Genomic DNA, 26,674 nt, shown 5'->3' on the forward strand with positions numbered 1-26,674 from the left:
CTAAACCTCCGGTGGTGCCTGCAGGTCGTGGGCGCGGAACAGGACAGCGTGCTCGACACCCATGGCCTCGCCCCCCATCGCGGCGAACTTCGGGATGAAGTCCGCGGGGGCCGGGTGGTCCGGGAGCGCGGCCAGGTACGCGGCGTGCGCCTCCAGCGAAGCGACCCCGCGGCGCAGCGGCTCCCCGGTGACGTCGACGCCGTGGGTCGGCTCCGTCATGCCCGGGGTGAGGTACCAGCGCGCCGAGTGCGGTTCGAGGCCCTCGTCCTCGACCTGCTCCGGGAAGACCCACCGGTTGCCCGCGTCGCGGATCGCGTCGAGCGTCGCGAGCCCGGCCGCTCGGTGGTCGGCCTGGTCGAACCCGTACGGCGTCTCGACCTCGAACGCGCTGCCGAACACGACGTCGGGCCGGAACCGGCGGATCTCCCGGCAGATGTCCCGCCGCAGGTCCAGTCCGTAGACGAGTACCCCGTCCGGATGTTCGAGGACGGTCAGGTGCTCGACGCCGACGACGTCGCAGGCGGCCCGCTGCTCGGCGACCCGCAGGCGAGCCGTCTCCTCGGGTGGGTTCGGCATGCCGGCCTCGCCGCGGGTGAGCAGCAGGTAGCCGACCTCGATCCCGCGCGCGGTCCACCGGGCGACGGCCGCGGACGTGCCGTACTCCATGTCATCGGGGTGCGCGACGACGCAGAGCACGCGCCGGAAGGACTCGTCGGGCAGAGCGGGTAATGTCATGCGGGCCATCCTGCCGTGTCCGGCCCGTCCCGGAGGGCCGAAGACCTTCCGCCCCTAGACTTCACCCCATGCGGGAAAAGTTCCACGACGAGCTGGCCGAGCTGGGCAACCAGCTGACGAACATGTGCCGGCTGGCGGCGGAGTCGATGCGCCGGGCGAACACCGCGCTGCTGACCGCGGATCTGGCCCTGGCGGAGCAGGTCCTCGGCAGCGACAGCGACCTCGACGACGCCCGGGCGGAGTGCGAGATCCACGCCCAGTCGCTGCTGGCGTTGCAGGCTCCCGTCGCCGGTGACCTCCGCACCACCTTGGCCGCGGTCTACTGCGCGGAGAAGATCGAGCGGATGGGCGACCTCGCCGCCCACATCGCCGACACCGCCCGGTTCGGCCACCCCGACCAGGTGGTCCCCGCCGAGCTGGAAGCCACGTTCGCCGAACTCGGCGACGTCGCCGCCGGCATGGCCGACCGGCTGGCGGAGCGGATCACCGGCGACGCCACCGGCGCGTACGCCGAACTGCACGAAACCGACAACACGATCGACTCCCTGCACGCCGGGGTGCTCCGGCTGATCACCGGCGACCGCTGGGAACACGGGGTCCAGTCCGCGACCAGCCTCGCCCTCCTCGCCCGCTTCTACGAACGGTTCGCCGACCAGGCGGTCTCGGTCGCCAAGCGGCTCGAGTTCGCCGAGACCGGCGGTCTGCCGTCCCGCTGATCCGCGAGGCCGCGGCGCACCGGAAACCCCGCGCGGGCATCATGGCGGCCATGCCGCACCGCGTCCTGCTCGCCGACGACGACCGCGCCATCCGCGAGTCCCTCGTCCGGGCCCTCGACCTCGAGGGCTACCACGTCACCGAGGTCACCGACGGCGTCAGCGCGCTCGCCACGGCCCGGCGCGACGAGTTCGACGTGCTGATCCTCGACGTGATGATGCCCGGCGTCGACGGCCTCGGCGTCTGCCGCGTGCTGCGTGCGGAAGGCGACCAGACGCCGATCCTGATGCTGACCGCGCGGGTCGAAACCCCCGACCGGGTGGCCGGGCTGGACGCCGGGGCCGACGACTACCTGCCCAAGCCCTTCGAGCTCGACGAGCTCCTCGCCCGGCTGCGCGCCCTGTTGCGCCGCACGTCGGCGGAACCCGACGCGCGGCGCTCGCTCCGGCTGGGCGAGCTCGCGGTCGACCCGGCCGCCCGGCGGGTGTGGTGGCAGGGCACCGAGATCACGCTCTCCAAGACCGAGTTCGACCTGCTGGAACTGCTGGTGCGCAACGCCGGGATCGTGCTCGACCGCACCACGATCTACCAGCGCATCTGGGGGTACGAGTTCGGCGCGGACTCCAAGAACCTCGCCGTCTACATCGGCTACCTCCGGCGCAAGCTCGAGCAGGCCGGCGCGGCGGACCTGATCCACACCGTCCGCGGCGTCGGCTACTCGGTGCGGCCGGCGTGAACCTGCGCAGCAAGCTCGCGATCGCCTTCGCCGGCGTCGGCGCGGCCGCGGCGATCCTCGTCGGCGTCTTCAGCTACCAGGCCGCCTCCCAGCGCATCGACGCCGAGCTCGACCGGTCGCTGCTCACGACGTCGGCGGAGGTCGCGGCCGGCGCCACGCAGGTGCTCGCGCCGAGCCCGGTCACCCGCGGCCCCGATGACGACGACCACGACGAGGCCCAGCCGATGGTCGCCCAGGCGATCGCCGCGGACGGCGGCGTCCGCGCGATCGGCGGCCGCCGGGTCCGCCTCGACGTCGGCGACGACGACCGCGCGCTGGCCGCGACCGGCGCGCTCGGCGACCACCGCTACTGGAACTTCACCGCCGGCCGCGACGACTACCGCGTGATCACCGTGGCGCTCGGGCCCGGCCGCGGCGCCGTCCAGCTCGGCATCGACGTCGACGAGTCCCGGCGTGTGCTCGGCGAGCTGGCCACCCGCATCACCGGCGTCAGCGCCCTGGTCCTGGTGGTCGCGGCCCTGGCCGGCTGGCTGCTGGCCCGCCAGATCACCCGGCGGCTGGTCCGGCTCACCGACGTGACCGAGCAGGTCAGCGACGGCCGCCTCGACGACGTCACCGTGCCCACGGGCGGCCGCGACGAGGTCGGCCGGCTCGCGACCTCGTTCGACCGGATGCTCGGCCGGCTCGCCGACGCCCGCGCCGACCAGGACCGCCTGGTCCAGGACGCCGCCCACGAACTGCGGACCCCGCTGACCAGCCTGCGCACCAACGCCAGCGTCCTGCGCCGGTTCGCCGAGCTCACCCCGGAATCCCGCGCCCGCCTGCTCGACGACGTCGACGGGGAAACCCGCGAGCTGACCCACCTCGTCGACGAGCTGGTCGAGCTCGCCACCCGCCGCTACGAGGCCGAAGAGCCGGCGCCGCTCGAGCTGGGCGAGGTGGCCGAGCGCGCCGCCGAGCGCGTCCGGCGCCGGTCGGGACGCACCATCACCGTCACCGCCGACACGTCGGCGGTGAACGGCCAGGCGAAAGCGCTCGAACGCGCCGTCTCGAACCTGCTGGAAAACGCGGTCAAGTTCGCGCCCGACGGGCCGGTCGAGGTCGTCGTCCGCGCCGGCCGGGTCCAGGTGCTCGACCGCGGGCCGGGCATCGCCGACGACGACGCGGTCCGCGTGTTCGACCGCTTCCACCGCGCGGACGGCGCCCGCGGCCTGCCCGGCTCCGGCCTCGGCCTGGCCATCGTGCGGGACATCGCCCTCGCCCACGGCGGCAGCGTGTTCGCCGAACCCCGCCCCGGCGGTGGCGCGGTGGTCGGGTTCACCGTCGGAGCCGATCTTCTCTTACCGAACTCTCACCCCGGTCACGTCGACGGCTAACCGGGCCCGGGAAGGCTGGACCGCGGAAGCGATCACCCGAGGAGCCCGATGTCCGCCACTCTCACCGCCCGCCGCGTGGCGCGGCCCGCGGTGCGCGCGTGGTGGCGGGACGCCGCGGGCCTGACGGCGTGGCTGAGCGTCCTGTTCGTGGTCGCGCTCTGGGTGTCCGGCCGCGGCCTGCAGGACCTCGGCACGGACTTCTTCACCTCCACCGGGCGGCTGACCGGGCTGCTGTCGGCGGACCTCCTGCTGCTGCAGGTGCTGCTGATGGCGCGGATCCCGTGGGTGGAGCGCAGCTACGGCCAGGACGAGCTGGCCCGCCGGCACCGGCTCGCCGGGTTCACCTCGATCACCCTGCTCGCCGCCCACCTCGTGCTGATCACCCTCGGCTACGCGGCGACCGACCGCTCCGGCGTCCTGGCCGAAGCGTGGGCGCTGGTGACGACCTACCCGGGCATGCTCCTGGCGACCGCCGGCACGGCCGCGCTGGCCATGGTCGCCGTGACGTCGGTGCGGGCGGCCCGGCGGCGGCTGCGCTACGAGTCCTGGCACCTGCTGCACCTCTACGCCTACCTCGGCGCCGGGCTCGCGCTGCCGCACCAGCTGTGGACCGGCGCCGACTTCACCGCCTCCCCGGTCGCCACCGCGTTCTGGTGGACCGCCTACGCCTCGGCGGCCGGCGCCGTGCTCGTGTTCCGCGTCGGGCTGCCGGTGTGGCTCAACGTCCGGCACCGCCTGGTCGTCGAGCAGGTCGTGCCCGAAGGCCGCGGGGTCGTCTCGGTGTACCTGCGCGGCCGCGACCTCGACCGGCTTCCGGTGGCGGCGGGCCAGTTCTTCGTCTGGCGGTTCGTCTCCGGGCCGGGCTGGACGCGGGGCAAGCCGTTCTCGCTCTCGGCCGCCCCGGACGGGCGTCGGCTGCGGATCACGGCGAAAGACCTCGGCGAGGGCAGCCGCCGGCTCGCCGGTCTGCGCCCCGGCACCCCCGCGCTGTTCGAAGGCCCGTACGGCCGCCTGACCGGGACCGTCCGAAAAGGACGGAAGCTCGCGCTGTTCGCCTCCGGAATCGGGATCACGCCGTTGCGCGCGCTCCTGGACGAACTCCCCTACCAGTCCGGGGAAGCCGTGCTGTTCCAGCGCGCCGGCCGTCCGGCGGACCTGCTGTTCCGCCGGGAGCTGGAGGAACTCGCCGCCCGTCGCGGGATCCGGATCCACTACCTGCTCGGCCGGCGCTCGCGCGACCGCGCGTCGTGGCTGCCCGCCGGGTACGCCCCGGTGCCCGACGAGCAGGTGCTGCGCCACCTCGTGCCCGACATCGCCGACCACGACGTCTACGTGTGCGGCCCCGACGCCTGGACCGGCGCCGTGCTCGAGAGCGCGCGCCGCGCCGGCGTGCCCGCCGACCGCGTCCACGCCGAGCGGTTCGCCTGGTAGGAAAGGACTTCCGATGCGCAGGATCGCCATCGCCTTCGCGGCGACCGTGTCCGTCGTCGTGCTGCTGTTCAGCTACCGCACCAGCACCGACCAGACGCCGGTCGCCACCAGCCGGCCGACCCGCACGACGAGCCCGCCCACCTCCGGAGCACCCACCTCCGGAGCGCCCGCTGCCGGGACCGGCGGGACGTTCACCGGGGACGCCGCCGACACCCGCTACGGCCCGGTCCAGGTGCGGATCACCGTCGCGGGCGGCAAGATCACCGACGCCCAGGCCATCGAGTACCCGCAGGAAAGCGGTCGCGACGTCCGGATCAACTCGGCGGCCGTGCCGGAGCTGAACCAGGAGGCACTGCAGGCCCAGAGCGCGCAGATCGACACGGTCAGCGGCGCGACGTACACCTCCGAGGGCTACCAGCAGTCGCTGCAGTCGGCGATCGACCAGGCCCACCGCTAGCCCGTTCCCATCCCTCCACAAAGGACACCATGACCACCCTGAACGGCCTTCCCGCCCACGTGCTGCTCGTGCACGCGATCGTCGTCCTGCTCCCCTTGTCCGCCCTGTTGCTGGTCCTCAGCGCGCTCTGGCCCGCCGCGCGCGGCAAGCTCGCCGGCCCGAACGCGATCCTGTCCGTCGTCGTCGTGGTCCTCGTCCCGATCACGACGGACGCCGGCGAATGGCTGGAGCGCCGCGTCGCCTCGACCCCGCTCGTGCGGGACCACACCCAACTCGGCGACACCGCGCTGTGGGTCGCGCTCCCGGTGGCCGTGCTCGCGCTCCTCGTCTGGTGGCGCCGGCGGGAGAGCCTGCGGACCCCGGCGACCGGCCGGACGTTCCTGGCCCCGGCGTCGAAGGCGGCGACGGTGGTGCTGTCGGTCCTCGCCGTCGTGGCCGCGGGCGCGGCGGTCTACGACATCTACCGCATCGGCGACTCCGGCGCGCAGGCCAGCTGGCAGGGCCAGTTCAGCTCGACCCCGGCGCCGCGCGGGCCCGGCGGCTGAGCCCGAAGACGGACGGGAGGAACTGCTCACGAGGACCGCGCTTCCGCCTCTGACCGGGTGGAACCCTCGGGATGCGGGCGAGCGTCCTCGGGCCGGACCACCTCGAGCCGACCCGAGCGAGCCGGGCGCGTTCACCCTCCGCGTCCATATCGGACGCCGCGTGCATGACCCGCGGTCGTGCGGGGTAACCCCGCCGCGATCAACCCCGGCGTCCGGCCGGGACGACCGAAGGGACCCGACATGAGCCTGAACGACGACGACATCTCCACGACCTCCGGCGGCGGGCCGGAAGGCCCGGCCGACTCCGGGGCCGGCGAAGGCACCCCCGGCCAGCACGACGGCGGAGCCGACGGCGGCGCGGACAGCGGCGCCGAGGGCCCGGCCGACTCCGGCGCGAGCGAAGGCACCCCCGGCCAGCACGACGGCGGAGCCGACGGCGGCGCGGACAGCGGCGCCGAGGGCCCGGCCGACTCCGGCGCGAGCGAAGGCACCCCCGGCCAGCACGACGGCGGAGCCGACGGCGGCGCGGACAGTGGCGCACGCTGATCTCGGCGAGCCCGTCGCCGGCACCGAGGACCCGGACACAGGCTTCTCGGTGCCGGCGGGCGCTCGCCCCCAGGCCACCCTGCGGCGGCTCGTCGGCCCGGACGTCGACGGCTTCGCCGCGCGGCACTGGGGCCGCGAACCTCTCCTCCGGGCCGGCGCCGGCGAGAACGGCTTCCCCGACCTGCTCGACCTCGACGGCGTCGACGAGCTCCTCTCCCGCCGCGGCCTGCGCACGCCGTTCCTGCGCCTCGCCCGCGACGGCGCCGTGCTCGACTCCGGCGCGTTCACCGGGGGTGGCGGCGTCGGCGCGGAGATCGGCGACCAGGTCCGCGACGACAAGGTCGCCGCCCTCTTCGGCGACGGCAGCACGATCGTGCTGCAGGGCCTGCACCGCACCTGGCCGGCCATCGCGGACCTCGCCGTGTCCCTCACCGACGAGCTCGGCCACCCGGTCCAGGCCAACGCCTACATCACTCCCCCGTCGTCGCAGGGCTTTTCCGCGCACTACGACGTGCACGACGTGTTCGTGCTGCAGCTGGCCGGCCGCAAGCACTGGACGGTGCACGCTCCCGTCCACGAAGCCCCGCTGCGCGGCCAGCCCTGGGCCGAACGCGCGGAAGCCGTCGCCGCCCGCGCGCGCGACGACGTTCCGGTGCTCGACCGGGTGCTCGAGCCCGGAGACGTCCTCTACCTGCCGCGCGGCTGGCTGCACTCGGCCACCGCGCTCGGCGACGTTTCCGCCCACCTGACCATCGGCGTCCACGTCGTCACCCGGTACGCGCTGGTCGAGGCGCTCGCCGACCTCGTCGCCTCCGACGAGCGGCTGCGCACGTCTCTGCCGCTGGGGGTCGACGTCGCCGAGCCCGCCGACCTCGCCGCCGACCTCGACGTCGTGCGGGCGGCGCTGGCCGAAGCGCTGACCACCGTCACCGCCGACGACGTCGCGCGGCACATCTGCGCCCGGGTGTGGCCGGGCGGGCGCCCCGAGCCTGTCGGCCCGATCGCCGCCGCGCGGTTCGCCCACGAGCTCACCCCCGGCGACACCGTGCGTCGCCGGCACGGCCTGCGCCACCGCCTCGACGACACCGGCGACGGCCGGGTCGCTCTGGAGCTGGCTGACCGCCGGATCACGCTGCCCCCGGCCGCGGCCGAGGCGCTGCGCGCGGTCCTCGACGGGCGGCCCTGGCGCGTCGGGTCGCTCCCGGGCCTGCCCGAGGCGGACCAGCTCGTCCTCGTCCGGAGACTGCTGCGGGAAGGCGTCCTCGTGGCCTGCACTCCATGACCCCCATGCCGCTCACCGGACGGCCGCGCTGCGCGGACCTGGCCGACGCCGCGGGTGACGCCCGGGAAGGCACGGCGCCGCCGGCGGACCAGTGGCTGCTCGTCGAGCACGCGGGGCCGTGGGAGCGCAGCGCCCTCGCGGCGTTCGACGCGGACGTGCTGGCCGCTCTTTCCGGCTGGGCGGCCGAAACCCGCGGCCGGGTCGTGCTGATCCGCCGACCGGGACGCCGCACCCCGCGAGCGGACGGCCCGCGCCGGTGGTTCCGCGTCGACGCCCGCCCCGGCCGCGAGGAGATCCGGGCCGGCGAATACCAGGGCGACGCCGAGGTCGCGGCCGTGCCGCACCTCGCCGGGCGCCGGTCGGACCGGCCGCTGACGCTGGTTTGCGCGCACGGCAAGCACGACACCTGCTGCGCGATCCGCGGCCGCCCGCTCGCGGCGGCGCTGGCCGCGGCCGACCCGGAGGGCACCTGGGAGTGCAGCCACATCGGCGGGTGCCGGTTCGCCCCGGCGCTCGTGCTGCTGCCCCACGGGTTCACCTTCGGTGGCGTCGGACCGGCCGAGGCGCTCGCCCTCGTGCGCGGCTACGCGCACGGAACGCTCACCCCGGACGCCCTGCGCGGGCGGTCCTCGGTTTCCCCGGTCGTCCAAGCGGCACAACACCACGCGCGCGTCGCCACCGGCGCGACGGGCGTGGACGACCTGCAGCCGGTGGCCTGCGCCCGGGAGGACGACAGCGCCTGGCGCGTGACGCTGACGCGGCCCGACTGCACCGTCCTGCTCCGGGAACGGCTCGTGACGGTGGACCGGCCGTTGACGTGTGCCGCCCGGCCGCCGGGCCGCGTCCGGGTTTTCGACCCGGTCGGAGTGTTCCGCCCGGTTGACCGGTAGCCCGTCGTTCGCGGGGACTGGTCGAGGAGTGCCGGGCGACCACCGTTGGGCGGTACGCCCCGGCGCGGGCGTGCCCCACGATGAGGCGATGGAGGTCCACCCCTACCCCTTCGGGGACGCCGTGGCGCTGCAGGTCCACCCGCGGTTCGCCGAGCTGCGGGAGGCGCGCGCGCCGGTCCGCGTCACGATGCCCTACGGCGGCGACGCCTGGCTCGTGACGCGGTACGAGCAGACGCGGTTCGTGCTGTCCGACCCGCGGTTCTCGCGCGCCGCCGCGGCCGGGGCCGACGTGCCGCGCGGACGTCCCGGCCTCGAACCGGCCGGCAACCTGCTGGCCATGGACCCGCCCGGGCACCACCGGATCCGCGCGCTGGTGGCCAAGGCGTTCACCGCCCGCCGGGTGGAACTGCTCGAACCGCGGATCCGGGAAATCGCCGACACGCTCCTCGACGGCCTCACCCCGCCCGCCGACTTCGCGTCGGCTGTGGCTTGGGAGCTACCCGTGCTGGTGATCAGCGAGCTGCTCGGCGTGCCGGCGGACCAGCGCCGGATGGTGCGCGAGTGCACCGAAACACTGGTCGCCTCGGGCGGAGCCGTGACCCCCGCGGACGTCACGGAGGCACGCGCAAGGCTGGCGGGAGCACTGAACACGCTGATCGCGCAGCGCCGGGCGAAGCCCGCCGACGACCTGCTGACCGCGCTCGTCGCGGCTCGCGACGAGGAAGACCGCTTGAGCGACAACGAACTGCTCATGCTCGGCGTCGCCCTGCTGGCCGGCGGCCACGAGACCACCGCGAACCTGACCGGCAGCTTCCTGGTGCAACTGCTCTCCGACCGCGAACGGTGGACGACGCTCGTCGCCCATCTCGAGTTGATTCCGTCGGCGGTGGAGGAGCTGCTGCGGTACGTGCCGCTGGCGACGGTCGCGGATCTCGCGCGGATCGCCAAGGAGGACCTCGAAATCGGCGGCCAGGCCGTCCGAGCCGGCGACGCGGTCCTGGTCCAGCTGGACTCGGCCAACCGCGACGAATCGGTGTTCGCCTCGGCCGAGGACCTGGACTTCGGCCGCAAGGTCAACCACCACGTGGCGTTCGGGTTCGGCGTGCACCACTGCGTCGGCGCGCCGCTGGCGCGGTTGGAACTGCGCGTCCTGCTGTCGACGTTGGTCCGCCGGCTGCCGGGCCTGCGCCTCGCGATCCCCGCGGACGACCTCGAGTGGCGCCGCGGCGGATTGATGCGCGGGGTCACGAGCCTGCCCGTCACCTGGTAGTCAAGACGGAAAGGCCTTTCTTCGCGGGCACTGCCGCTTCCGTTGTCACCATTGGCTTTCCGGCCGACGGCGACCGGTGGCCCGGTTGCCCCGGGAGCACCGATTTCGACGGGCTGTGCGTCTCCGACTCCTCCTTGGTGCCCCTTCGGGCATGGTTCCCACACCGGAAGACCGAGTTCGCTACTGTCGGCTGTTCCGACCACCTGATCGTGAACTCTGCAGTAGGGGGCCCCGCGCGGTGAGTAATCCGCTGGTTGCGCCGGTGAAGGATTCGACGAGCGCCATCTCCGGGGTGTCGCTGCTGGAAAGCGCCTCCGACCTGAAGTCGGCGATCGAGAGCGGCGACTGGGCGTCCGTGGCGATGGGTGCGGTGGGGACCGCGCTCGACGCGCTGTCGATGGCGATGGACCCGTTCGGTGCCATCCTCGCCGCCGGTGTCGGGTGGCTCATCGAGCACGTCGGCCCGCTCAAGGAAGCCCTCAACGCCCTCACCGGCAACGCGGACGAGATCTCGGCGCAGTCGGCGACCTGGACGAACGTCGCCAAGGAGCTGGAAAGCGTTTCCGCCGACCTGGTGGACCTGGTGAAGGCGGACCTCGGCGGGTGGTCGGGTCCGGCGGCCGACGCCTACCGCAAGCGCGCCGACGACACCTCGACGCTGCTCACCGCCGCCCAGAAGGGCAGCGAAGGCGCAGCCAGCGGCGTCAAGACGGCCGGCGAGGTCGTCGCGGCGGTCCGGACCCTCGTGCGCGACATCATCGCCGAACTGGTCGGGCACCTGATCTCCTGGGCACTGCAGGTCGTGTTCACCCTCGGCATCGGGCTGACCTGGGTCGTCCCGCAGGTGGTGGCCGCGGTCGCGAAAACGGCGTCGAAGATCAGCGGGCTCACCACCAAGCTGGTCAAGGCGCTCCGGGCGCTGATGCCGCTGCTGAAGCGGGCCGGCTCGCTGTTCGACGACGCCGGCAAGGCACTGAAGAACATCAAGCCGGGCAAGGCCGCGCCGGCGCCGAAGCACGCCGACATCAACGGCAGTCCCAAAGGCCTCGACGGGCCCAAGGGCAAGGGCGGCGACTCCACCAGCACCGCCGGTGACCACAGCGGGGGCAGCCCGAACGGGCACAAGGGCGACTCCGCCGGGGACAAGGGCAACGGTTCCCCGGGCCACGGCGACTCCACCAGCCCGTCCGGCACACCCGGCAAGGGCCCGGACACCTCCGGGAACCACCAGGGCGGCACCGGCTCCCGCGGCAACCCCGACGACACCAAGCCGCAGGGCATCCGCGACCAGGGGGAGAACAACCGCTCGATCGGCAACGAGGTCTGCGTGACCGACCCGGTCGCCGTCTCGACCGGGCAGATGGTGATGGAAGAGGTCGACGCGAGCCTGCTCGGGGTGCTGCCCCTGGTGTTCCGGCGGACGCACTTCTCCGGCTACCGCGCGGGACTCTTCCTCGGCGGCAGCTGGGTGTCCACTGTGGACCAGCGGATCGAGGCCGACGCGCACGGCGTCAGCTTCGCCGCCGAAGACGGCACCCTGCTGCGCTACCCGACCCCGGGCACGGACGACTGGGTCGTGGCGGAAAGCGGTCCGCTGCGCCCGCTGAAGCTCGCGCCGGACGGCGGTTACCTGGTCGACGACCAGGAGCTGGGCCGGCTGCTCTACTTCGCGCCGGGCGCGGGGCGCGCGTTGCTGACCTCGGTGACCGACCGCAACGACAACGCCTTCGAGGTCGTGCGCGCCGACGACGGCCGGCCGCTGGAGATCCGGCACACCGCCGGGCACCGCGTCCGCTTCGAAACCGTCGACGGGCTCGTCACCGCGCTGTTCGCGGTCACCGGCGACGGCGAGGTCGAACTGGTCCGCTACGGCTACGACCGCCGGAACCTGGTCTCGGTCACCAATCCGTCCGGGCAGCCGATGACCTACACCTACGACCGCGCGGGGCGCATCGTGGGCTGGACCGACCGCAACGACGAGTGGTTCCGCTACCACTACGACCACGCCGGCCGCGTCGTCCGCACCGAAGGCTCGGGCGGCTTCCTGGACTGCGTGCTCGAGTACGACCCGGAGAACCGCGTCACCCGCTCCACCGACGCGCTCGGCCACACCTCCGAGTTCCACTTCAACGAAGCCGGCCAGGTGGTCCGCGAGGTCGACCCGCTCGGGCAGGCGACGCTCTCGGAGTGGGACGCCCGCGGCCACCTGCTGAGCTCGACGGACCCGTTGGGGCGCACCACGCGCTTCCGCTACGACGAGCTCGGCAACCTCGTCGCCGAGATCCGCCCGGACGGCACGGAACGCACCTGGGAGCGCGCCGCGGACGGGCGAGCGGTGACGGTCCACGACGCGCCCGGCGTCGCGACGCGCCAGGAGTTCGACGAGCGGGGCAACCTCACCGCGGTCGTGGCGCCGGACGGCGCGACCACCCGGTACCGCTACGACGACCACGGGTTCACGGTCGCGCTGACCGACCCCGCCGGGGCGACGGCCACCATCGTCAACGACGCGGCCGGCCTGCCGGTCGCCGTGACCGACCCGCTCGGCGGCGTCACGCGCTACGAGCGGGACGAGTTCGGGCGCGTCGTCGCGATCACCGACCCCGTCGGCGGCGTCGAGCGCTTCGGCTACTCCGTGGACGGAAAGCTGGCCTGGCACCAGAACCCCGACGGCACCCAGGACCGGTGGGTGCTGGACGGCGAGGGCAACAACCGGATGCACACCAGCGCGGCCGGCGGCGTCACCCGCTACGAATACGGCGGTTTCGACCAGCCGACGGCGCAGATCCTCCCGGACGGCAGCCGGATCTCGGTCGGCTACGACGGCGAACTGCGGGTCGAGGCGGTGACCAACGAGCAGGGCCGGGTCTGGCGCTACGAACGGGACGCGGCCGGGAACCTGGTGCGGGAAACCGACTTCGCCGGTGGCGTCACGACGTTCGGCTACGACGCGGCCGGCCGACTCGTCGAACGCGTCCGCCCCGACGGGCAGCGCACGACGTTCCGCTACGACCTCGCCGGCCACCTGGTCGAGCAGAGCGACGGCAGCCGCACCACCCGGTTCGAGGTCAGCGCGACCGGGCAGCTGCTCTCGGCCGACGACGGCACCACGCGGGTCAGCTACGAGCGGGACGCGGTGGGCCGGGTCCTGGCCGAGACGGTCAACGGCCGCACGATGCGCTCCGCCTACGACGCCGCGGGCCGCCGGGTGCACCGGACCACGCCGTCCGGCGCGGAAAGCGCGTGGGAGTACGACGCCGCCGGCCTGCCGGTCGCGGCCCGGCTCGCCGGCCGGGACCTGCGGTTCGCCCACGACGCCGCGGGGCGCGAAGTGCGCCGCACCCTCGGCACCGGCGCCACCCTGCTGCAGACCTGGACGCCGAACTCGCAGCTGGCGTCCCAGGTGATCACCGACCGGTCCAGCGCCGCCCGCCAGCAGCGCTCCTACGGCTACCGGGCCGACGGCGAGCTGGTCTCGCTACACGACCAGGCGGCCGGTCCGCGCGAGTTCGGCCTCGACCCGCTCGGGCGGGTCACCGAGGTGCGGTCCCCGCGCGGCGCCGAGTCCTACCGCTACGACGAAGCCGGGAACGTCACTGAAGCGTCGTGGCCCACGGCCGAGCCGGACCTCGTGGGCCGGCGGACGTTCGTGGGCCCGCTCGTCACCGCGGCCGGCGGGACCCGCTACGGACACGACCGGCGCGGGCGGGTCGTCCTCCGGGAACGCACGATGCCCGGCGGCGCGAAGCTGACCTGGCGGTTCACCTGGGACGACGACGACCGGCTCGTCGCGGCCGGGGTTCCCGACGGCAGCCGCTGGCACTACACCTACGACGCGCTGGGCCGCCGCGTCGCCAAGGAGCACCTGGCCGCCGACGGCCGGACGCCGCTCGAGCGCGTCGAGTTCACCTGGGACGGACAGCTGCTCGTCGAGGAAGCCCGGCACACGCCCGACGGGGTGCAGGCCACGGTGTGGGACTACGAGCCCGGCGACTACCGGCCGCTCGCGCAGCGCGGCCGCCTGTCCCGGCCGGGACAGGCGTGGGTGGACACCCGGTTCGACGCCATCGTCGCCGACCTGACGGGCAGTCCCGCGGAGCTGGTCGACGACCAGGGCCGGATCACGTGGTGCGCGCGCACGAGCGTGTACGGCGCCCCCGCCGGTGCGGGTTCCCCGGCGGCGACCCCGCTGCGGTTCCCCGGGCAGTACTTCGACGCCGAAACCGGGTTGCACTACAACGCCCAGCGCTACTACGACCCGGTGACCGCGCGCTACCTCAGCCCGGACCCGCTCGGCCTGGTACCCGGCCCCAATCCCTACGCCTACGTGGACAACCCGTTCGGGCAGATCGACCCGCTCGGCCTCGCGCCGCAGTCCTGCGGCAAGCCGAAGCTGACGCTCGACACGAACATCGGGAACAACCCGATCATGCAGTCGCCGGGCGGCGGGAAGTACAGCCAGTCCCCGGGCGGCGGCTGGTACAAGGAGTCGGCGCCGGCGGGGCCGAACAAGAACAAGAAGAACCGCCCGGCGGCGGGCATGGACAACCCGAGCTGGACGCACCAGAACATCCGGCCGATGTTCGAAGACTCGCTGGTCAACAAGCACCAGATGCCGCCCGGCCTCAAGACCGACGCGCAGAACAAGTGGATGCAGAAGCACGGCCAGTTCCAGACCTACCACCAGGACGGCACGCCGGACCAGATCGTCCCCAAGAAGAACGCCATCATGGGGCACAACAAGGCGGCGGGGACCTACTTCAACGAGACCGGGCACAAGCTGCCCATCGAGGACAACAAGCACTACAACCGGCAGGGCAGCAGCTACGGCCAGGTCGAGTACTCGAAGAGCTCGTCCGGCACCGGCGCGCACGAGGACAAGTACATGCCCCCGCGCCCCGACCGCGGCTCGCACCCGACGTACACGAACCCGGGCGCGCCGAACCACACGGGCGGCCCGTGGCCGTCGTACCCCCAGGCGCCGAACGGCCTGCCCCCAGGCTCGTCGGGCGTCCTGCCCGACGGCACCCCGATGCCGCACGCGCCGACCAGCGAACGGCCGGGGTCGGGTCTCCCGCCGGTCCACACCCCACCGGCGTCACCCACCGGGCCGCCGGCGAAGCGGCCGAGGTTGGGTTAGCTGAGCTGCCCGGGAGGTTGGTCGGCCGCGTGGACGGTGGCTTGCCGCCGGGTGAGCTGTGGAGCCGATGCGGCGAGCCAGGCGCGCCCGCGCAGCACCGCGGTTCCGGCGGTTTCGTCGGGCTGGGTCAGCGAACCGGGGTTCCCGCCGCCCCGGTCGATCCGGGACAAGGGGTTGATCCGGCACCGCACCAGCGCCGCGTGCGCCGTGGATGCGGGCAGCCGCGCGGACCCAGCCGCCGCCGCACTGTCGGGGCGGGCGGCAGTTGCGGTCGGCCGTCCCGGAAAGCTGATGCCGCTCAAAGGAACTCGAGCGGCATCAGCGGGCGCGCAGCACCCAAGCCCGGCCGGCCAGTCCGATCGCGAACATCCCCAGCCCCGCGCACACCGACTCCCAGGGCAGGGTCGCGACGAGCAGCAGGCAGCCGAGCAGGCCGAGCACGTTGAGCCACCGCGGCCAGCGCCGGTTCTCCGCGCTCTGCGTGAACGCCGAGGCGTTGGCGATCGCGTAGTACACCAGCACGCCGAACGACGAGAAGCCGATCACCCCACGCAGGTCCACCGTGAGCACCAGCACCGAAACCACCACCGCGAGCGCGAGCTCGGCGTGGTGCGGCACGCGGAAGCGCGGGTGGACCGCCGCGAGCCAGGGGGGCAGGTCGCGTTCGCGGGCCATCGCCAGGCTCGTCCGGCCGATCCCGGCGATGAGCGCGAGCAGCGCGCCCAGTGCGGCGAGCGCACCGCCGACGCGGACCACGGGGACCAATCCCCCGGCACCGGCGCCGTCGAGCGCGGAGACCAGCGGGGCGGCCGCGTTCGCGAGGCCGTCCGGCCCGGCGGCGAGCAGCGCCGCGACCGCGACGACGAGGTAGAGCACCACCGCCAAGCCCAGCGCGATCGGGATCGCGCGCGGAATGGTCCGCCGGGGATCGCGGACCTCCTCGCCCATCGTGGCGACCCGCGCGTACCCGGCGAAGGCGAAGAACAGCAACCCGGCGGACTGGACGATCCCGTAGAACCCGGCCGAGGTCAGCGACTCGACCCCGCCGAGGTTCCGGGTCGTGGCGCCCCCGCCGAACGCGATCCCGCCGAGCACCACCGCCAGCGCGACCAGGCTGGTGCCGACCAGGATCCGCGTCAGCGCCACGGTTTTGGTGATCCCGCGGTAGTTCAGCGCGGCCAGGCCGAGCACTCCCGCGACGGCGACCAGCCGCTGCAGCCACACCGGTCCGGGCACCGCGTAGGTGGCGAAGGTCAGCGCCATCGCGGCGCACGACGCCGTCTTGCCGACGACGAACCCCCAGCCCGCGGTGAACCCCCACCACGGCCCGAGCCGCTCGCGCCCGTAGACGTAGGTCCCGCCGGATACCGGGTACTGCGCGGCGAGCTGGGCCGACGCGACGGCGTTGCAGTAAGCGATCACGGCCGCCAGCGCCAACCCGACCAGCAGACCCGTCCCCGCGGCCTTGGCGGCCGGCCCGAAGGCGGCGAAGATCCCGGCGCCGATCATCGAGCCGAGACCGATCACGACGGCGTCCTTGGTGCCCAGCCGGCGTTCCAACGAGGGCGGCGGGACTTCGGTATCGGGCACGCCAGGACGATACATCAAACCAGATTGATAGATCGGAACTCCGCGGAAACCTCGGGTGGACGGCGCCGCTCAGTCTTCGAGCCCGGCGTGTTCCAGGTCGAGCAGGCGCTGGATGCGCCGCCGGGTGCCGTCGGTGATTTCGCCGGCTTCGAACAGCCGGGTCAGCTCGGCCGCCTCGACGTCGATCAGCTCCCGCCGCAGCGCCCGTTCGTCGATCCCGGTGCCCAGGTCCGCGCCGCTGTCCTCGACGTCGGCGCGGACGCGGTCGAGCCGGGCCTGCCAGCCCGCGCGCAGCCGGTCGACCACGAACGCCGGCACCGACTCCGTCTCGGCCAGGTGGTCCAGGTGGTCCAAGCCGGCTTCGGCCAGCCGCCGGCGCGCGGTGGCGTACTCCGTGCGCAGGTCGGCGGGGTCGAGCGCGATGCCCGCGCGGCGCACGAGCGGCGCCAGCGTGAACCCCTGGACCACGAGCGTCAGCACGATCACCGCCGTCGTCAGCAGCAGCACCAGGTCCCGCGCCGGCAGCGCCGAACCGTCCATCGTGGCCACCGGCAGGGACAGCGCCGCGGCCAGCGGCACCACCCCGCGCGCCCCGGCCCACGACACGACCGCGGGCACCTGCCAGGAGAGCCGGCCGTCCAGGCGCCGCTGGCGCAGCGCGGACAGGACGAACACCAGCAGCAGCCGGGCGAGGACGAGCGTCGCCGCGATGGCCAGCGCCTGCAGCAGCCACCAGGCGCCGCCGCCCGCCACCCGGCGGACGAGGGCGGGCAGCTGCAGCCCGATCAGGCCGAAGACGACGCTCTCCAGCAGGAACACCACGGTCTGGTAGACCGCGCCGACCTGCAGCCGGATGCGCGCCGTCGTCAGCCGCTCGGCCTGGGTCCCGAGGATCACGCTCGCCACCACGACCGCGGTGACGCCCGACCCGCCGACCGACTCCGCCACGACGTACCCCGCGTAGGGCGTCACCAGGGAGATCACGGTCTCCAGGACCGGGTCTTCGGTGCGCCGGCGGATGAGGAACGCCCCGATCGCCGTCAGCACCCCGACCGCGACGCCGCCGCCGGCGAGCAGCCCGAACTCCCCCAGCGTCCGCCCCCAGGACGCGGCCCCGCCGGCGACCGCGAGGAACAGCGCGACCCGGAACAGCAGCAAGCTGGTCGCGTCGTTGAACAGGCTTTCGGCCTGGATCAGCGCCTGCACCCGCGGCGGCAGCGCGAGCCGCCGCGCCAGGGCCGTCACCGCGACGGGGTCGGTGCTCGCCAGCACGGCGCCGAGGACGAACGCCATCCCGACCGGCAACGGCGTCACGGCCACCGCGGTCCCGATCACCGCGGCCGCCGACAGCAGCACCAAACCGACGGACAGCACCGCGACCGGACGGCCGACCGCGCGCAGGTCCCGCCACGGCAGCTCCTCCCCCGCGGCGAAGAGCAACGGCGGGAGCACGATCAGGCTGATCACGTCGGGGGTCACCTGGACCGCCGGAACGCCGGGCAGCAACCCGACGACCACCCCGACGACGACCAGCAGCGACGGCGCCGGAATGCGCAGCCGCCGCGCGAAGGTGGCCACGACGGTCGCCACGACCACCAGGAAAAGTACGGTTTCGACTCCGCGCACGGCTGGCCCTTCCGATCCGGTTTCCGGATGCCGACCAGACTTCCCGGCGCGCCGCGCTCAGCCTACGCGACGCGCCAGCCCGTGCGGGTCGATCGGCCGGGCGCTTGGGACACTTCGCCGGTGATGTGGGAGCAACGTCGATGAGCCCTCATGCCGAACTGGGGATCTTCCTGCTGGCGCTCTGCGCTCTCTTGGTGACGACGGTGTTCTTCGAGAGCCGGCGGCGGGAGAAGACCGGAGGTGTCGGCCAGGTCCCACCGCCGGCCCCGGAGCACGCGCGCGGGATCACGGCGCTGCGGGACGAGGACTACGACGTCGTCCTGCGGGGCGGCGCCTGGGTGAACGGCGTCAACGTGACGTGGCCGTTCGCCGACCTGCTGGTCAGCCGGAACCAGATCGAGCTGCGCGTCCGGACCCTCGTACCGATCCGGATTGCCCGCGCCGAGGTGACCGGCTTGCGGTGGGTGCGCGGCCCGTTCAGCCGGGGCGTCAAGTTCCGGACCTCGTCCGGCCGGCTGGACAAGGTGACCTTCTGGCCCGGGGGCAACGTCCGGAACCGGCTGACCGAGCTCGGCTGGCAGTAAGACGGCCGAGAAAATCGGCTCGAGGTCGGTTGTCGGATCCGGTGGTGGCCGTTCGTGGAGTGGGTGAACCGCCGCCACAAACCCCAGGAGACGAGATGTCGCACCCGGAACCAGTCGCCCGCCGCATGTACGACCTGGTCGAGCCCATCGGCCTGGTCCCCTACTTCGCCGACGAGGCCGATGAAGCCCTCATGGCGCTGGGCCTGCGCAACCCCTGGGACGCCTACTTCGCCGGCCGGGCCGCGCCGCTCGGTCGCGGGGTGCCGGCCGACGTCGTCCACGCCATCTTCTACAACTTCGCCCCCGGCGAGGTGGCCCGGCACCTCCCGCGCGTCTGGGAGCTGACCACGCCCGAGGCCGCGCTGGCCGCCCGCGAGCGGGGCTGCGTCGCCGGGATGCGGCGGGTCCTCGGCGAGCTCGCCGACGACCCGGCCGTCACGCGCGCCGGTGACCTGCTGCTGAAGGCGGCGACCAGCGCTCGCGCCGAGGGACGCGCCCTCTACGCCGCCCTGCGCGCGCTTCCGGTCCCCGAGGAGCCGGTGGCCCGGCTGTGGCACGCGGCCACCCTGCTGCGCGAACACCGCGGCGACGGCCACACCGTCGCCCTGGTGACCGAAGGCATCGGCGGCACCGAAGCCCACGTGCTCCACGCCCTGTCCGTGGACCTGCCCGCCAACGAGTTCGGCCGGGTCTGGCACCTCCCCGCGGCGCAGCTGACCGCGGTCGTCGACGGCATGCGCGACCGCGGCCTCGTCGGACCGGACGGCTGGCTCACCACCGCCGGCCGAGCCACGAAGGAGCGGGTCGAGGCACTGACCGACCGGCTCGCCGAGCCGCCGTACGACGCCCTCACCGCCGGCGAACTCGGCTGCCTCGTCGCCGACCTCGCACCGATTTCCGCCGCTTTCCGGACGGCCTTCCCGTCGTAGGAGCCACGCCGCTACTGCTCGGAGGAGGCCGGACGCGTGGGCGACCTGGTCACGCACATCGCCGGCGCGTCGATGGCCGGGACGTGCACCCAGGCGCGCGCCGCGGTCTCCTTCACCGCGGCGAACACCGACACGTAACCCGCGAGATCACCGAACTTGCTGTGCCGGATGACTTCTTCGTAGAACCAGTTCGACGCGATGACGGCGATGTCCCCGTCGGAACCCGCCAGCGCGTCCTTGACCGCAGGGGAATCGAGCAGCCGGAACGCGTGGATGATCGCCGATCCGGTGAAGCCGTGGGCATCGCGGGTCACCTCGCCCGCGTGCAACGCCATGCGCAACCGGATCCGCTCCTCGGCCGCGTGCCCGCTGTTGTGGGCACAGAGGTTCTTCGCCAGTTCCTGCGGCACCCGTTCCCCGAAAACCGCTTTGGGGTAGGCCCCCGGCGCCAGCACGAGCACCCCGTCACCGAGGTCCGTCCGACGGCAGCCTCGCCACCGGACGCCCGAGGCGGCCAGGGCGTCCTCGACCGCCCGGTACAGCCCGGATCGGACGACGACCCGGTGGGGGTTGGTCCGGCCGGGAGCGTTGAAGCTTTCGACGTCCACCGCGAGGATCGTGTAGTGCATGGCGTCCGCTACCGGACCGAGCCGGGCCAGCAGCTGACCGATGTTCCGTCGAAGGCCCAAGGTCTCGAGCTTCGGCATCGTGTTCCTCCAGGTTTGGCATGTGGGGTGGCCGGTCAAGAGCCCGGTAGCCCGGGCAGGAGCATCGACGCGACTTTGAACGGCTTGGACAGCATCTGCTGGTTCAGCATCAGGTCGGCGACGCGCTGAAGGTCGCCGAGGTCCAGGTGGGCGGGGAAGCTGCCGACCCGGACCTCCCGGGCCGTCCGGGCGTCGACGCCCAGGTCCTGCTGGAACACCTGCTCGCGGACGTCGCGGTTCTGCACATCGCCGACGCCGCGGGCGAGGGCGTCCTGGAAGGCGTCGATCACGTCGGGCCGGCTCGCGGCGAAACCGGCCGGCACCACCCAGCCGGACATGGCGATCTCGAAGTTCAGGTCGAGCCCGAGATCGAGCAGCTGGACCGCGCCGGCTTCGTCGGCCATTGTGACGAACGGCTCGGCGACGACAGCGCCGTCGATCTCGCCGCGCCGCATCGCCGGAACCATCGCCCGCATGTCCATGCTGACCCAGCTGACGCTGTCCGGGTTCCCGCCGGCTTGCCGCATTTCCGAGATCGCGAGCAGGTCCGAGATCGAGCCCCGGCTGGTGACCCCGATCCGCTTGTGCGCGGCCTGGTCGGGCCGCGTGAACGACCGGTTCGGCGCCCCGACGAGCATCAGGTGGCCGGGTTTCGCGGTGTAGGCCGGCGCGATGATCTTCAAGTCGGCCGCGTGGGTGGACTGGGCCATGAACATCCCCGGGTAACTGCTGAACGCGACGTCGAGCTCGCCCGTCTCGAGCCCGCGGACCGCCTCCGGCCCACTGGCCACGGTGATGATCCGGACGTCCAGGCCGGCTTTGCGGAAGTACCCCTCGTCGACGGACCGGTAGAACGCCGCGACGTCGACGAGGGGCATCACGCCTACCCGGACCAAAACCGGCGGCGGTACCGCCGGTTGCCCGGACCCGCGGTACCAGTAGAACCCGCCCAGTACCGCCGACAACGCCAGCAAGACCACCAGCACGACCGCGGCGGGTTGGTGCCGTCGCTTGCGGCGGGCCCGTCCGCTGCCCCAGGCGAGGTGGTGCACGGCTTGACCGCGGCGTCCGGTTTTCTGCCGCGACCGCACCACCTGCAGCTTCGCCGGGACCGGGACCGGGGCCGGCTGCCGCGCTCGGCGGCCGTGGCCGCTGATGGCGAGCAGTTCCCGGCCCCCGGACCGGCGGCGACGCGCGGCGTGCTCAGGATCGATGGCACCGCGTTCCGGTGGCGCGCCGCTCAGCGCGCGCCGAAGATCCGCTAGGCGCCGATCGAGCTCGACCTCGTCGATTTCGACGGCGCGTCGGCCGAACCATCCGAGAACCATGCTTCCCGCTCCCTTGTTCGTTTTGTCCATTGCTCCTCGTCGGCTCACACCGGTCTCAGCTGCCCTGCGCCCCGAGGGCGCGCCGGAGCCTTTCTCGGCCTTTCTTGTAGCGGCGCTGAGCCGTCCGTTCGGCGATTCCCAAGATCTGCGCCGCTTCCTGGACCGAACATTCGTTCAGGCACACCAGCGTCACGATCTCTTGCAGGTCGTCGGGCAGGGCGCGGAGTGCGTTGCGGGCGTCGATGATCTCGACGCTCCGGTCCGCGAAGTCGTCTTCCCGGAGGGCTTCGACGGCGATCAGGTCATCCGCGGAAAGCAGCACTTCGCGACGGCTTGCTCGCGAGTGATCGATGACGAGGTTGCGAGCGATCGTCAACGCCAACGGAACCAGGTTCGCCGGCTCGTCGCCGGGGTTGCGGTCCAGGTGCCGCCTCAGTCGCAGGACGGTTTCGTGCACGATCTCGTCCGGGTCCACCCGGCTGGTCCGAGCGCGTGCGAATATCTTGACCGGCGTGTTCACGAGCACGTGGAGTTCGGCAAGATCCTTCCTTCCTTGACCGGCGGGCACGGTTTCCCTGTCACTGGTCACACTCACTCGCCTTCGATGAGCCGCCGGCCCGGGCGGAAACCGACGGTCCGGAATTGCGTCGGACGGAAGGTGTACCCGGTGGCCGTGCGATTCACAGGCGATTCCTGATCGGTGGGGTCGACGCTCATGCCTGAACAGACGGGCCGATCACGCCGCCGCGACAAATGTCACCCGATCGGGCGATACCGATTCAGTAGTGGAAAAGTCAAGCCATTGACGGTTTTCGTCAGATCCGGAGTCAGGAAGCGAAAACGTCCAGGCAGACGTCGACGCGCTGACGCAGCGATTCCGCGGCGACCTCGCCGCCGAATGCTTCGGCCGGGAGCCGGATCACTTCGATGATGCCGCCCAACACGAAGTCGGCCAGGGTCGCCGGGTTCGGCAGGTGCTCGACGAGCCGGACGCACGCCGGGTGCAGGAGATCGCGGTAGGCGTTCGCCGTCTGCTGCGACGCCGCGCTCGGGTAGAGGTTGCGGTAGAGGTCCGCATGCCGCGCGGAGAAGTCGCACAGGCGGTGGATCACCGCGCGCGGGTCTTCCGGCTCACCGTCCGGGGCGAGTTCGCGGAACGCGGCCGCCACCGCCTGGGCGACGGCGTCGTCGCGGTCGCGGAAGTGCTGGTAGAAGACCTGCCGGCTGACCCCGGCGCGCTGGGTGATGTCGCTGACCGAGATCCGCTCCACCCGGCGCTCCTCGATCAGCTCGAACGCGGCCCGGCGCAACCGGTCGCGCACCCGCGCGGCCCGGGGATCGGCGCTGCCGGTCCGGGCGGGCGCCCGCAAAGCCTCGTTCGTTGACACGTGTCAACGATAGCAGTAGCGTCGATTTCGACGACAAGTGTCCATGAAACGAGGTGGCCGGCATGGCACGTCCCGTCCGGATCGCGAACTTCTCCGGCGCGATGGGCGACCGGTTCTCCGCCTTCGAGGAAGCCGTGCGGGGCGATCCGGTGGACGTCGTGATCGGCGACTCGATGGCCGAGATCACCATGTCGATGGTCGTCGCCGGCTTCCACGGCAACCCCGAGGGCCGCCGCCGGTTCTTCCCGGAGTTCTTCCTCCGCCAGCTGACCCCGCAGCTCGAGGCGATCGCCGAGAAGGGCATCAAGGTCGTCACCAACGCCGGGATCTACCACCCGGCCGGGCTCGCCGAGGCGATCCGCGCCGAAGTGACCGCGAAAGGCCTCGGCCTGAAGGTCGCGTACGTGACCGGCGACGACCTCACCGACACCGCGAAGGAGCTGGTCGTCGACGGCCAGCTGAACCACCTCGAAACCGGGGCCCCGCTGGAGATCGACGACCTCCTGGCCGTCAACGCCTACCTCGGCGGCTGGGGCATCAAGACCGCGCTCGACGAAGGCGCCGACATCGTCATCACCGGCCGCGTCGCCGACGCCTCCCTCGTCACCGGGCCCGCCGCGTGGTGGCACGGCTGGGACCGCGACGACCTCGACCGCATCGCGGGCGCGACCGCCGCCGCGCACATCATCGAGTGCGGGCCGCAGGCCACCGGCGGCAACTTCGCCGGCTTCACCGGCATCGAAGACAACACGCTGCCCGGCTTCCCCATCGCCGAGGTGGCCGAAGACGGCAGCTTCGTCATCACCAAGCGCAGTGTCGACGGCGGCGCGGTCACCGTCGACACCGTTACGGCGCAGCTGATGTACGAGATCCAGGGCCCGCGCTACCTCAACCCGGACGTCACCTGGCACACCGACTCCATCACGCTCGCGCACGAGGGCCCCGACCGCGTGCGCGTCACCGGCGCCCGCGGCAGCGCCGCCTCGGAGACGACCAAGGTCGGCGTCAACTTCCAGCGCGGCTACCGCGGCGCGACCTGGCTCTTCCCCACCGGCCTCGACGTCGGCGCCAAGATCGACGTCCTCAAGGCCCAGGCCGAGCGGGCGCGGCAGGACCACCCGGTCGACGAGCTGCACTTCTTCGTCTGCGGGCAACCGGTCCCCGACCCGGCGGACCAGTGGCAAGCCACCGTCGCCGTCCAGGTCGCCGTGGCCGCGCCGGACCAGAGGACCGTTTCCGGCTTCCTGAACCAGTTCTGCTCCTACGGCCTGGGCAGCATCCCCGGCTTCTACATCGACATGACCCAGATGTACTCGATGGGCGGCCAGCCGCGGATCGACTACTGGCCCGGGCTGGTCCGGCAGGCCGACCTGCGTCACCAGGTGCACCTGCCCGACGGCCGGGTGCTGGACATCGCTCCCCCGCCGGACACCGTCGTCTTCACCGGCCAGCCCGAAACCCCCTCGAGCGAGCCGGAACCGGTCGGTCCCACCGCGACAGTCCCCTTCGGACGGATCGTCTACGCGCGCACCGGCGACAAGGGCGCCAACGCCAACCTCGGCGTGTGGGCCCGCGACGAAGCCGCGTGGCCGTGGCTCGCGGGGTTCCTCACCGCCGACCGCCTCCGCGAGCTGCTGAACTGCCCGGAGGACGTGGCCGTCGAACGCTACGAACAGCCGAACTTGCACGGCATCTCGTTCGTGTTGCGCGGCTACTTCCCGCCCAGCGGCTCGGCCAACCTCGCCCTCGACCAGATCGGCAAGTCCCTCGGCGAGTTCCTGCGCACCCGCCACGTCGACGTCCCGACCGCCCTGCTGCCCTGACCGGAGAGTCCACAGTGGAAACCACCGATACGCGCGTCCTGCGCGCCGCCATGCTCGAGGCCGTCCGCAATCGCGCCACCGACGACGAGTTCGACCCGCACGCCGAACTCCGCGCCCTCCTCGCCCCGCTCGGCTTCACCCCCGAAGACAGCGGCGGCACCATCACCTTCCTCAAGCGCGACCCGCTGATGCCCAGCAGCCTGCGCATCGGCGGCGCCGCCGCGGTCGCGCTGGCCCAGCAGTCGGTCGTCGCCGCGAAGCTGTGGCGGATGCGCACCGGCCTCGGCCAGGACATCACCGTCGACCTCGGCCAGGCCATCCGCCGGCTCGCCCCGGCGTCGGAGATGAAGTGGGAGACGCTCAACGGCTACCCCGCCGCCATGTCCGACCGCAGCGTCTTCGCCTACTTCGGCTTCTACCCCACCCGCGACGGCCGCCGCGTCATCCCGGCCAACATCTACCCCGGGCTGAAGTCGAAGATGCTCGCCGTCCTCGACTGCGCCGACAACCCCGAGGCTCTCGGCCGCGCCATCGCCCGCCACAGCGCCGACGAGCTGGAAGCGCTCGGCGAGGAGCACGGGATCGTGTTCGCGAAGGTCCGCAGCGTCGAGGAGTTCGTCGAGGAGCCGGTGTTCGAGCACCTCGCGTCCCGGCCGCTGATCGAGATCGAGAAGGTCGCCGACACCCCGCCGGAACCACTGCCGGAGTGGGGAACGCACCCGCTGTCCGGCATCCGCGCGCTCGGCATGGGCCACGTGATCGCCGGCGCCGGCATCGGCCGTTCCCTGGCGTCGCTCGGCGCGGACGCGCTCAACGTCTGGCGCGCCATGGAGTTCGAAGAGGACCCGCTGATCGCCACGGCCAACGTCGGCGTCCGGTCGACCCGTCTCGACGTCCGCGGCCCCGACGGGCAAGCGACCCTCCGCGCCCTGCTGCGCGACGCGGACATCTTCTACGCCAACCGCCGGCCGGGCCTGCTCACCGAACTCGGCGTCGACGCCGAACAGGCGTTCGCCGTCCGGCCCGGCCTCATCCACGTCACCGCCAGCTGCCACGGCGAAACGGGCCCGTGGGCCCGCCGCGTCGGGTTCGACCAGGTCGCCGGGACGGTGACCGGCATGGTCGCCGCGGAAGGCAGCCTCCAGGAGCCGAAGCTGCCGCCGACGTCGATCATCAACGACTACCTGGTCGCCTGGCTCGGCGCGACCGGCGCCCTGGCGGCGCTGGCCCGCCGGGCCACCGAAGGCGGCAGCTACCGCGTGCACGTCTCCCTGACGCGGGCGGCGATGTGGGCGGTGACGCTCGGTTTCTTCGACTGGGACTACGTCCGGACGGCCGTCGGCAGCGGCGGCGAGCACGAGCTGCTCGACCCGCAGCTGTTCACTTCGCTGACCCCGCTCGGGATCTATCAGGGCGTCACCGAGAACATCACGTTGTCGCGGACTCCGCATCACTACCTGAACGTGCTGTCCCCGCGCGGCGCCGACCAGCCGGCGTGGCTGCCCAAGCCCCGGCAGGTCGACGTCGCCGCGCTGGCCAAGGCGCTGCGGCGGCCGTGAAGTCGCGCGCGCGGGAAA

Annotated in this window: 22 protein-coding genes; 15 read left to right on the forward strand and 7 right to left on the reverse strand. The window is 72.9% G+C overall.

Annotation, left to right across the window (positions count from 1 at the left end; all coding sequences use genetic code 11):
• Entirely contained in the window at positions 1 to 744 is a 744-nt protein-coding gene (locus ACZ7OH_RS24900; RefSeq protein ID WP_470282949.1) for a PIG-L deacetylase family protein, read from the reverse strand.
• 59 nt (positions 745 to 803) lie between these two features.
• Here ACZ7OH_RS24900 and phoU point away from each other — a divergent pair, with 59 nt between their 5' ends.
• The 11 genes from phoU to ACZ7OH_RS24955 all read left to right on the forward strand — a co-directional run bounded on the left by phoU (position 804) and on the right by ACZ7OH_RS24955 (position 15,122).
• A complete protein-coding gene (gene phoU, locus ACZ7OH_RS24905; RefSeq protein WP_470282950.1) occupies positions 804 to 1,451 on the forward strand; it encodes a phosphate signaling complex protein PhoU in 648 nt (215 codons plus the stop codon).
• A 41-nt stretch (positions 1,452 to 1,492) separates the two neighbouring features.
• On the forward strand, positions 1,493 to 2,185 hold the full coding sequence (locus tag ACZ7OH_RS24910) for a response regulator transcription factor (protein WP_470282951.1): 693 nt from the start codon (positions 1,493 to 1,495) through the stop codon (positions 2,183 to 2,185).
• Complete coding sequence (locus tag ACZ7OH_RS24915) at positions 2,182 to 3,561, forward strand: HAMP domain-containing sensor histidine kinase (protein ID WP_470282952.1); 1,380 nt, start codon at positions 2,182 to 2,184, stop codon at positions 3,559 to 3,561. The genes ACZ7OH_RS24910 and ACZ7OH_RS24915 overlap by 4 nt, the downstream gene beginning before the upstream one ends.
• 48 nt (positions 3,562 to 3,609) lie before the next feature.
• Positions 3,610 to 4,992 carry a ferredoxin reductase family protein gene (locus ACZ7OH_RS24920; RefSeq protein WP_470282953.1) on the forward strand — a complete coding sequence of 461 codons (1,383 nt, stop codon included), beginning with the start codon at positions 3,610 to 3,612 and terminating at the stop codon, positions 4,990 to 4,992.
• 13 nt (positions 4,993 to 5,005) lie between these two features.
• Complete coding sequence (locus tag ACZ7OH_RS24925; protein ID WP_470282954.1) at positions 5,006 to 5,449, forward strand: FMN-binding protein; 444 nt, start codon at positions 5,006 to 5,008, stop codon at positions 5,447 to 5,449.
• 29 nt (positions 5,450 to 5,478) lie between these two features.
• Positions 5,479 to 5,994: a DUF2231 domain-containing protein gene (locus tag ACZ7OH_RS24930; RefSeq protein ID WP_470282955.1), complete on the forward strand. Its 516-nt coding sequence runs from the start codon at positions 5,479 to 5,481 to the stop codon at positions 5,992 to 5,994.
• A gap of 240 nt (positions 5,995 to 6,234) precedes the next feature.
• Positions 6,235 to 6,540, forward strand: coding sequence for a hypothetical protein (locus tag ACZ7OH_RS24935; RefSeq protein WP_470282956.1), 306 nt, complete (start codon positions 6,235 to 6,237; stop codon positions 6,538 to 6,540).
• Positions 6,527 to 7,822 (forward strand): cupin domain-containing protein, encoded by a 1,296-nt coding sequence (locus tag ACZ7OH_RS24940; protein ID WP_470282957.1) that lies wholly within the window; start codon positions 6,527 to 6,529, stop codon positions 7,820 to 7,822. The genes ACZ7OH_RS24935 and ACZ7OH_RS24940 overlap by 14 nt, the downstream gene beginning before the upstream one ends.
• Positions 7,819 to 8,712, forward strand: a complete 894-nt coding sequence (locus tag ACZ7OH_RS24945; protein WP_470282958.1) for a sucrase ferredoxin — start codon at positions 7,819 to 7,821, stop codon at positions 8,710 to 8,712. The genes ACZ7OH_RS24940 and ACZ7OH_RS24945 overlap by 4 nt, the downstream gene beginning before the upstream one ends.
• 88 nt (positions 8,713 to 8,800) lie before the next feature.
• Complete coding sequence (locus ACZ7OH_RS24950) at positions 8,801 to 9,982, forward strand: cytochrome P450 (RefSeq protein WP_470282959.1); 1,182 nt, start codon at positions 8,801 to 8,803, stop codon at positions 9,980 to 9,982.
• Positions 9,983 to 10,244: 262 nt separating this feature from the next.
• A complete protein-coding gene (locus ACZ7OH_RS24955; RefSeq protein WP_470282960.1) occupies positions 10,245 to 15,122 on the forward strand; it encodes an RHS repeat-associated core domain-containing protein in 4,878 nt (1,625 codons plus the stop codon).
• A gap of 318 nt (positions 15,123 to 15,440) precedes the next feature.
• Here ACZ7OH_RS24955 and ACZ7OH_RS24960 read toward each other — a convergent pair whose 3' ends face one another.
• Both ACZ7OH_RS24960 and ACZ7OH_RS24965 read right to left on the reverse strand, forming a co-directional pair.
• Positions 15,441 to 16,712, reverse strand: a complete 1,272-nt coding sequence (locus tag ACZ7OH_RS24960; protein ID WP_470282961.1) for an APC family permease — start codon at positions 16,710 to 16,712, stop codon at positions 15,441 to 15,443.
• Between the two features lie 69 nt (positions 16,713 to 16,781).
• A complete protein-coding gene (locus ACZ7OH_RS24965) occupies positions 16,782 to 18,338 on the reverse strand; it encodes a Na+/H+ antiporter (protein ID WP_470282962.1) in 1,557 nt (518 codons plus the stop codon).
• A 140-nt stretch (positions 18,339 to 18,478) separates the two neighbouring features.
• Here ACZ7OH_RS24965 and ACZ7OH_RS24970 point away from each other — a divergent pair, with 140 nt between their 5' ends.
• Together ACZ7OH_RS24970 and ACZ7OH_RS24975 are read left to right on the forward strand one after the other, a co-directional pair.
• Positions 18,479 to 18,922, forward strand: a complete 444-nt coding sequence (locus ACZ7OH_RS24970) for a hypothetical protein (protein WP_470282963.1) — start codon at positions 18,479 to 18,481, stop codon at positions 18,920 to 18,922.
• Between the two features lie 95 nt (positions 18,923 to 19,017).
• Positions 19,018 to 19,851 carry an SCO6745 family protein gene (locus ACZ7OH_RS24975; RefSeq protein ID WP_470282964.1) on the forward strand — a complete coding sequence of 278 codons (834 nt, stop codon included), beginning with the start codon at positions 19,018 to 19,020 and terminating at the stop codon, positions 19,849 to 19,851.
• Between the two features lie 11 nt (positions 19,852 to 19,862).
• Here the strand turns inward: ACZ7OH_RS24975 and ACZ7OH_RS24980 are convergent, their stop codons facing one another.
• The 4 genes from ACZ7OH_RS24980 to ACZ7OH_RS24995 form a co-directional block, all read right to left on the reverse strand.
• Entirely contained in the window at positions 19,863 to 20,558 is a 696-nt protein-coding gene (locus tag ACZ7OH_RS24980; RefSeq protein WP_470282965.1) for a hypothetical protein, read from the reverse strand.
• Between the two features lie 35 nt (positions 20,559 to 20,593).
• Positions 20,594 to 21,886 carry an ABC transporter substrate-binding protein gene (locus ACZ7OH_RS24985; RefSeq protein ID WP_470282966.1) on the reverse strand — a complete coding sequence of 431 codons (1,293 nt, stop codon included), beginning with the start codon at positions 21,884 to 21,886 and terminating at the stop codon, positions 20,594 to 20,596.
• 55 nt (positions 21,887 to 21,941) lie between these two features.
• Positions 21,942 to 22,454, reverse strand: a complete 513-nt coding sequence (locus ACZ7OH_RS24990) for an RNA polymerase sigma factor (protein WP_470282967.1) — start codon at positions 22,452 to 22,454, stop codon at positions 21,942 to 21,944.
• A gap of 259 nt (positions 22,455 to 22,713) precedes the next feature.
• A complete protein-coding gene (locus ACZ7OH_RS24995; protein WP_470282968.1) occupies positions 22,714 to 23,274 on the reverse strand; it encodes a TetR/AcrR family transcriptional regulator in 561 nt (186 codons plus the stop codon).
• A 62-nt stretch (positions 23,275 to 23,336) separates the two neighbouring features.
• Here ACZ7OH_RS24995 and ACZ7OH_RS25000 point away from each other — a divergent pair, with 62 nt between their 5' ends.
• On the forward strand, positions 23,337 to 25,097 hold the full coding sequence (locus ACZ7OH_RS25000; protein WP_470282969.1) for an acyclic terpene utilization AtuA family protein: 1,761 nt from the start codon (positions 23,337 to 23,339) through the stop codon (positions 25,095 to 25,097).
• A 14-nt stretch (positions 25,098 to 25,111) separates the two neighbouring features.
• On the forward strand, positions 25,112 to 26,656 hold the full coding sequence (locus ACZ7OH_RS25005) for a CoA transferase (protein ID WP_470282970.1): 1,545 nt from the start codon (positions 25,112 to 25,114) through the stop codon (positions 26,654 to 26,656).
• Positions 26,657 to 26,674: the final 18 nt, after the last annotated feature.

Source organism: Amycolatopsis sp. NPDC114478 (genome assembly GCF_055633805.1).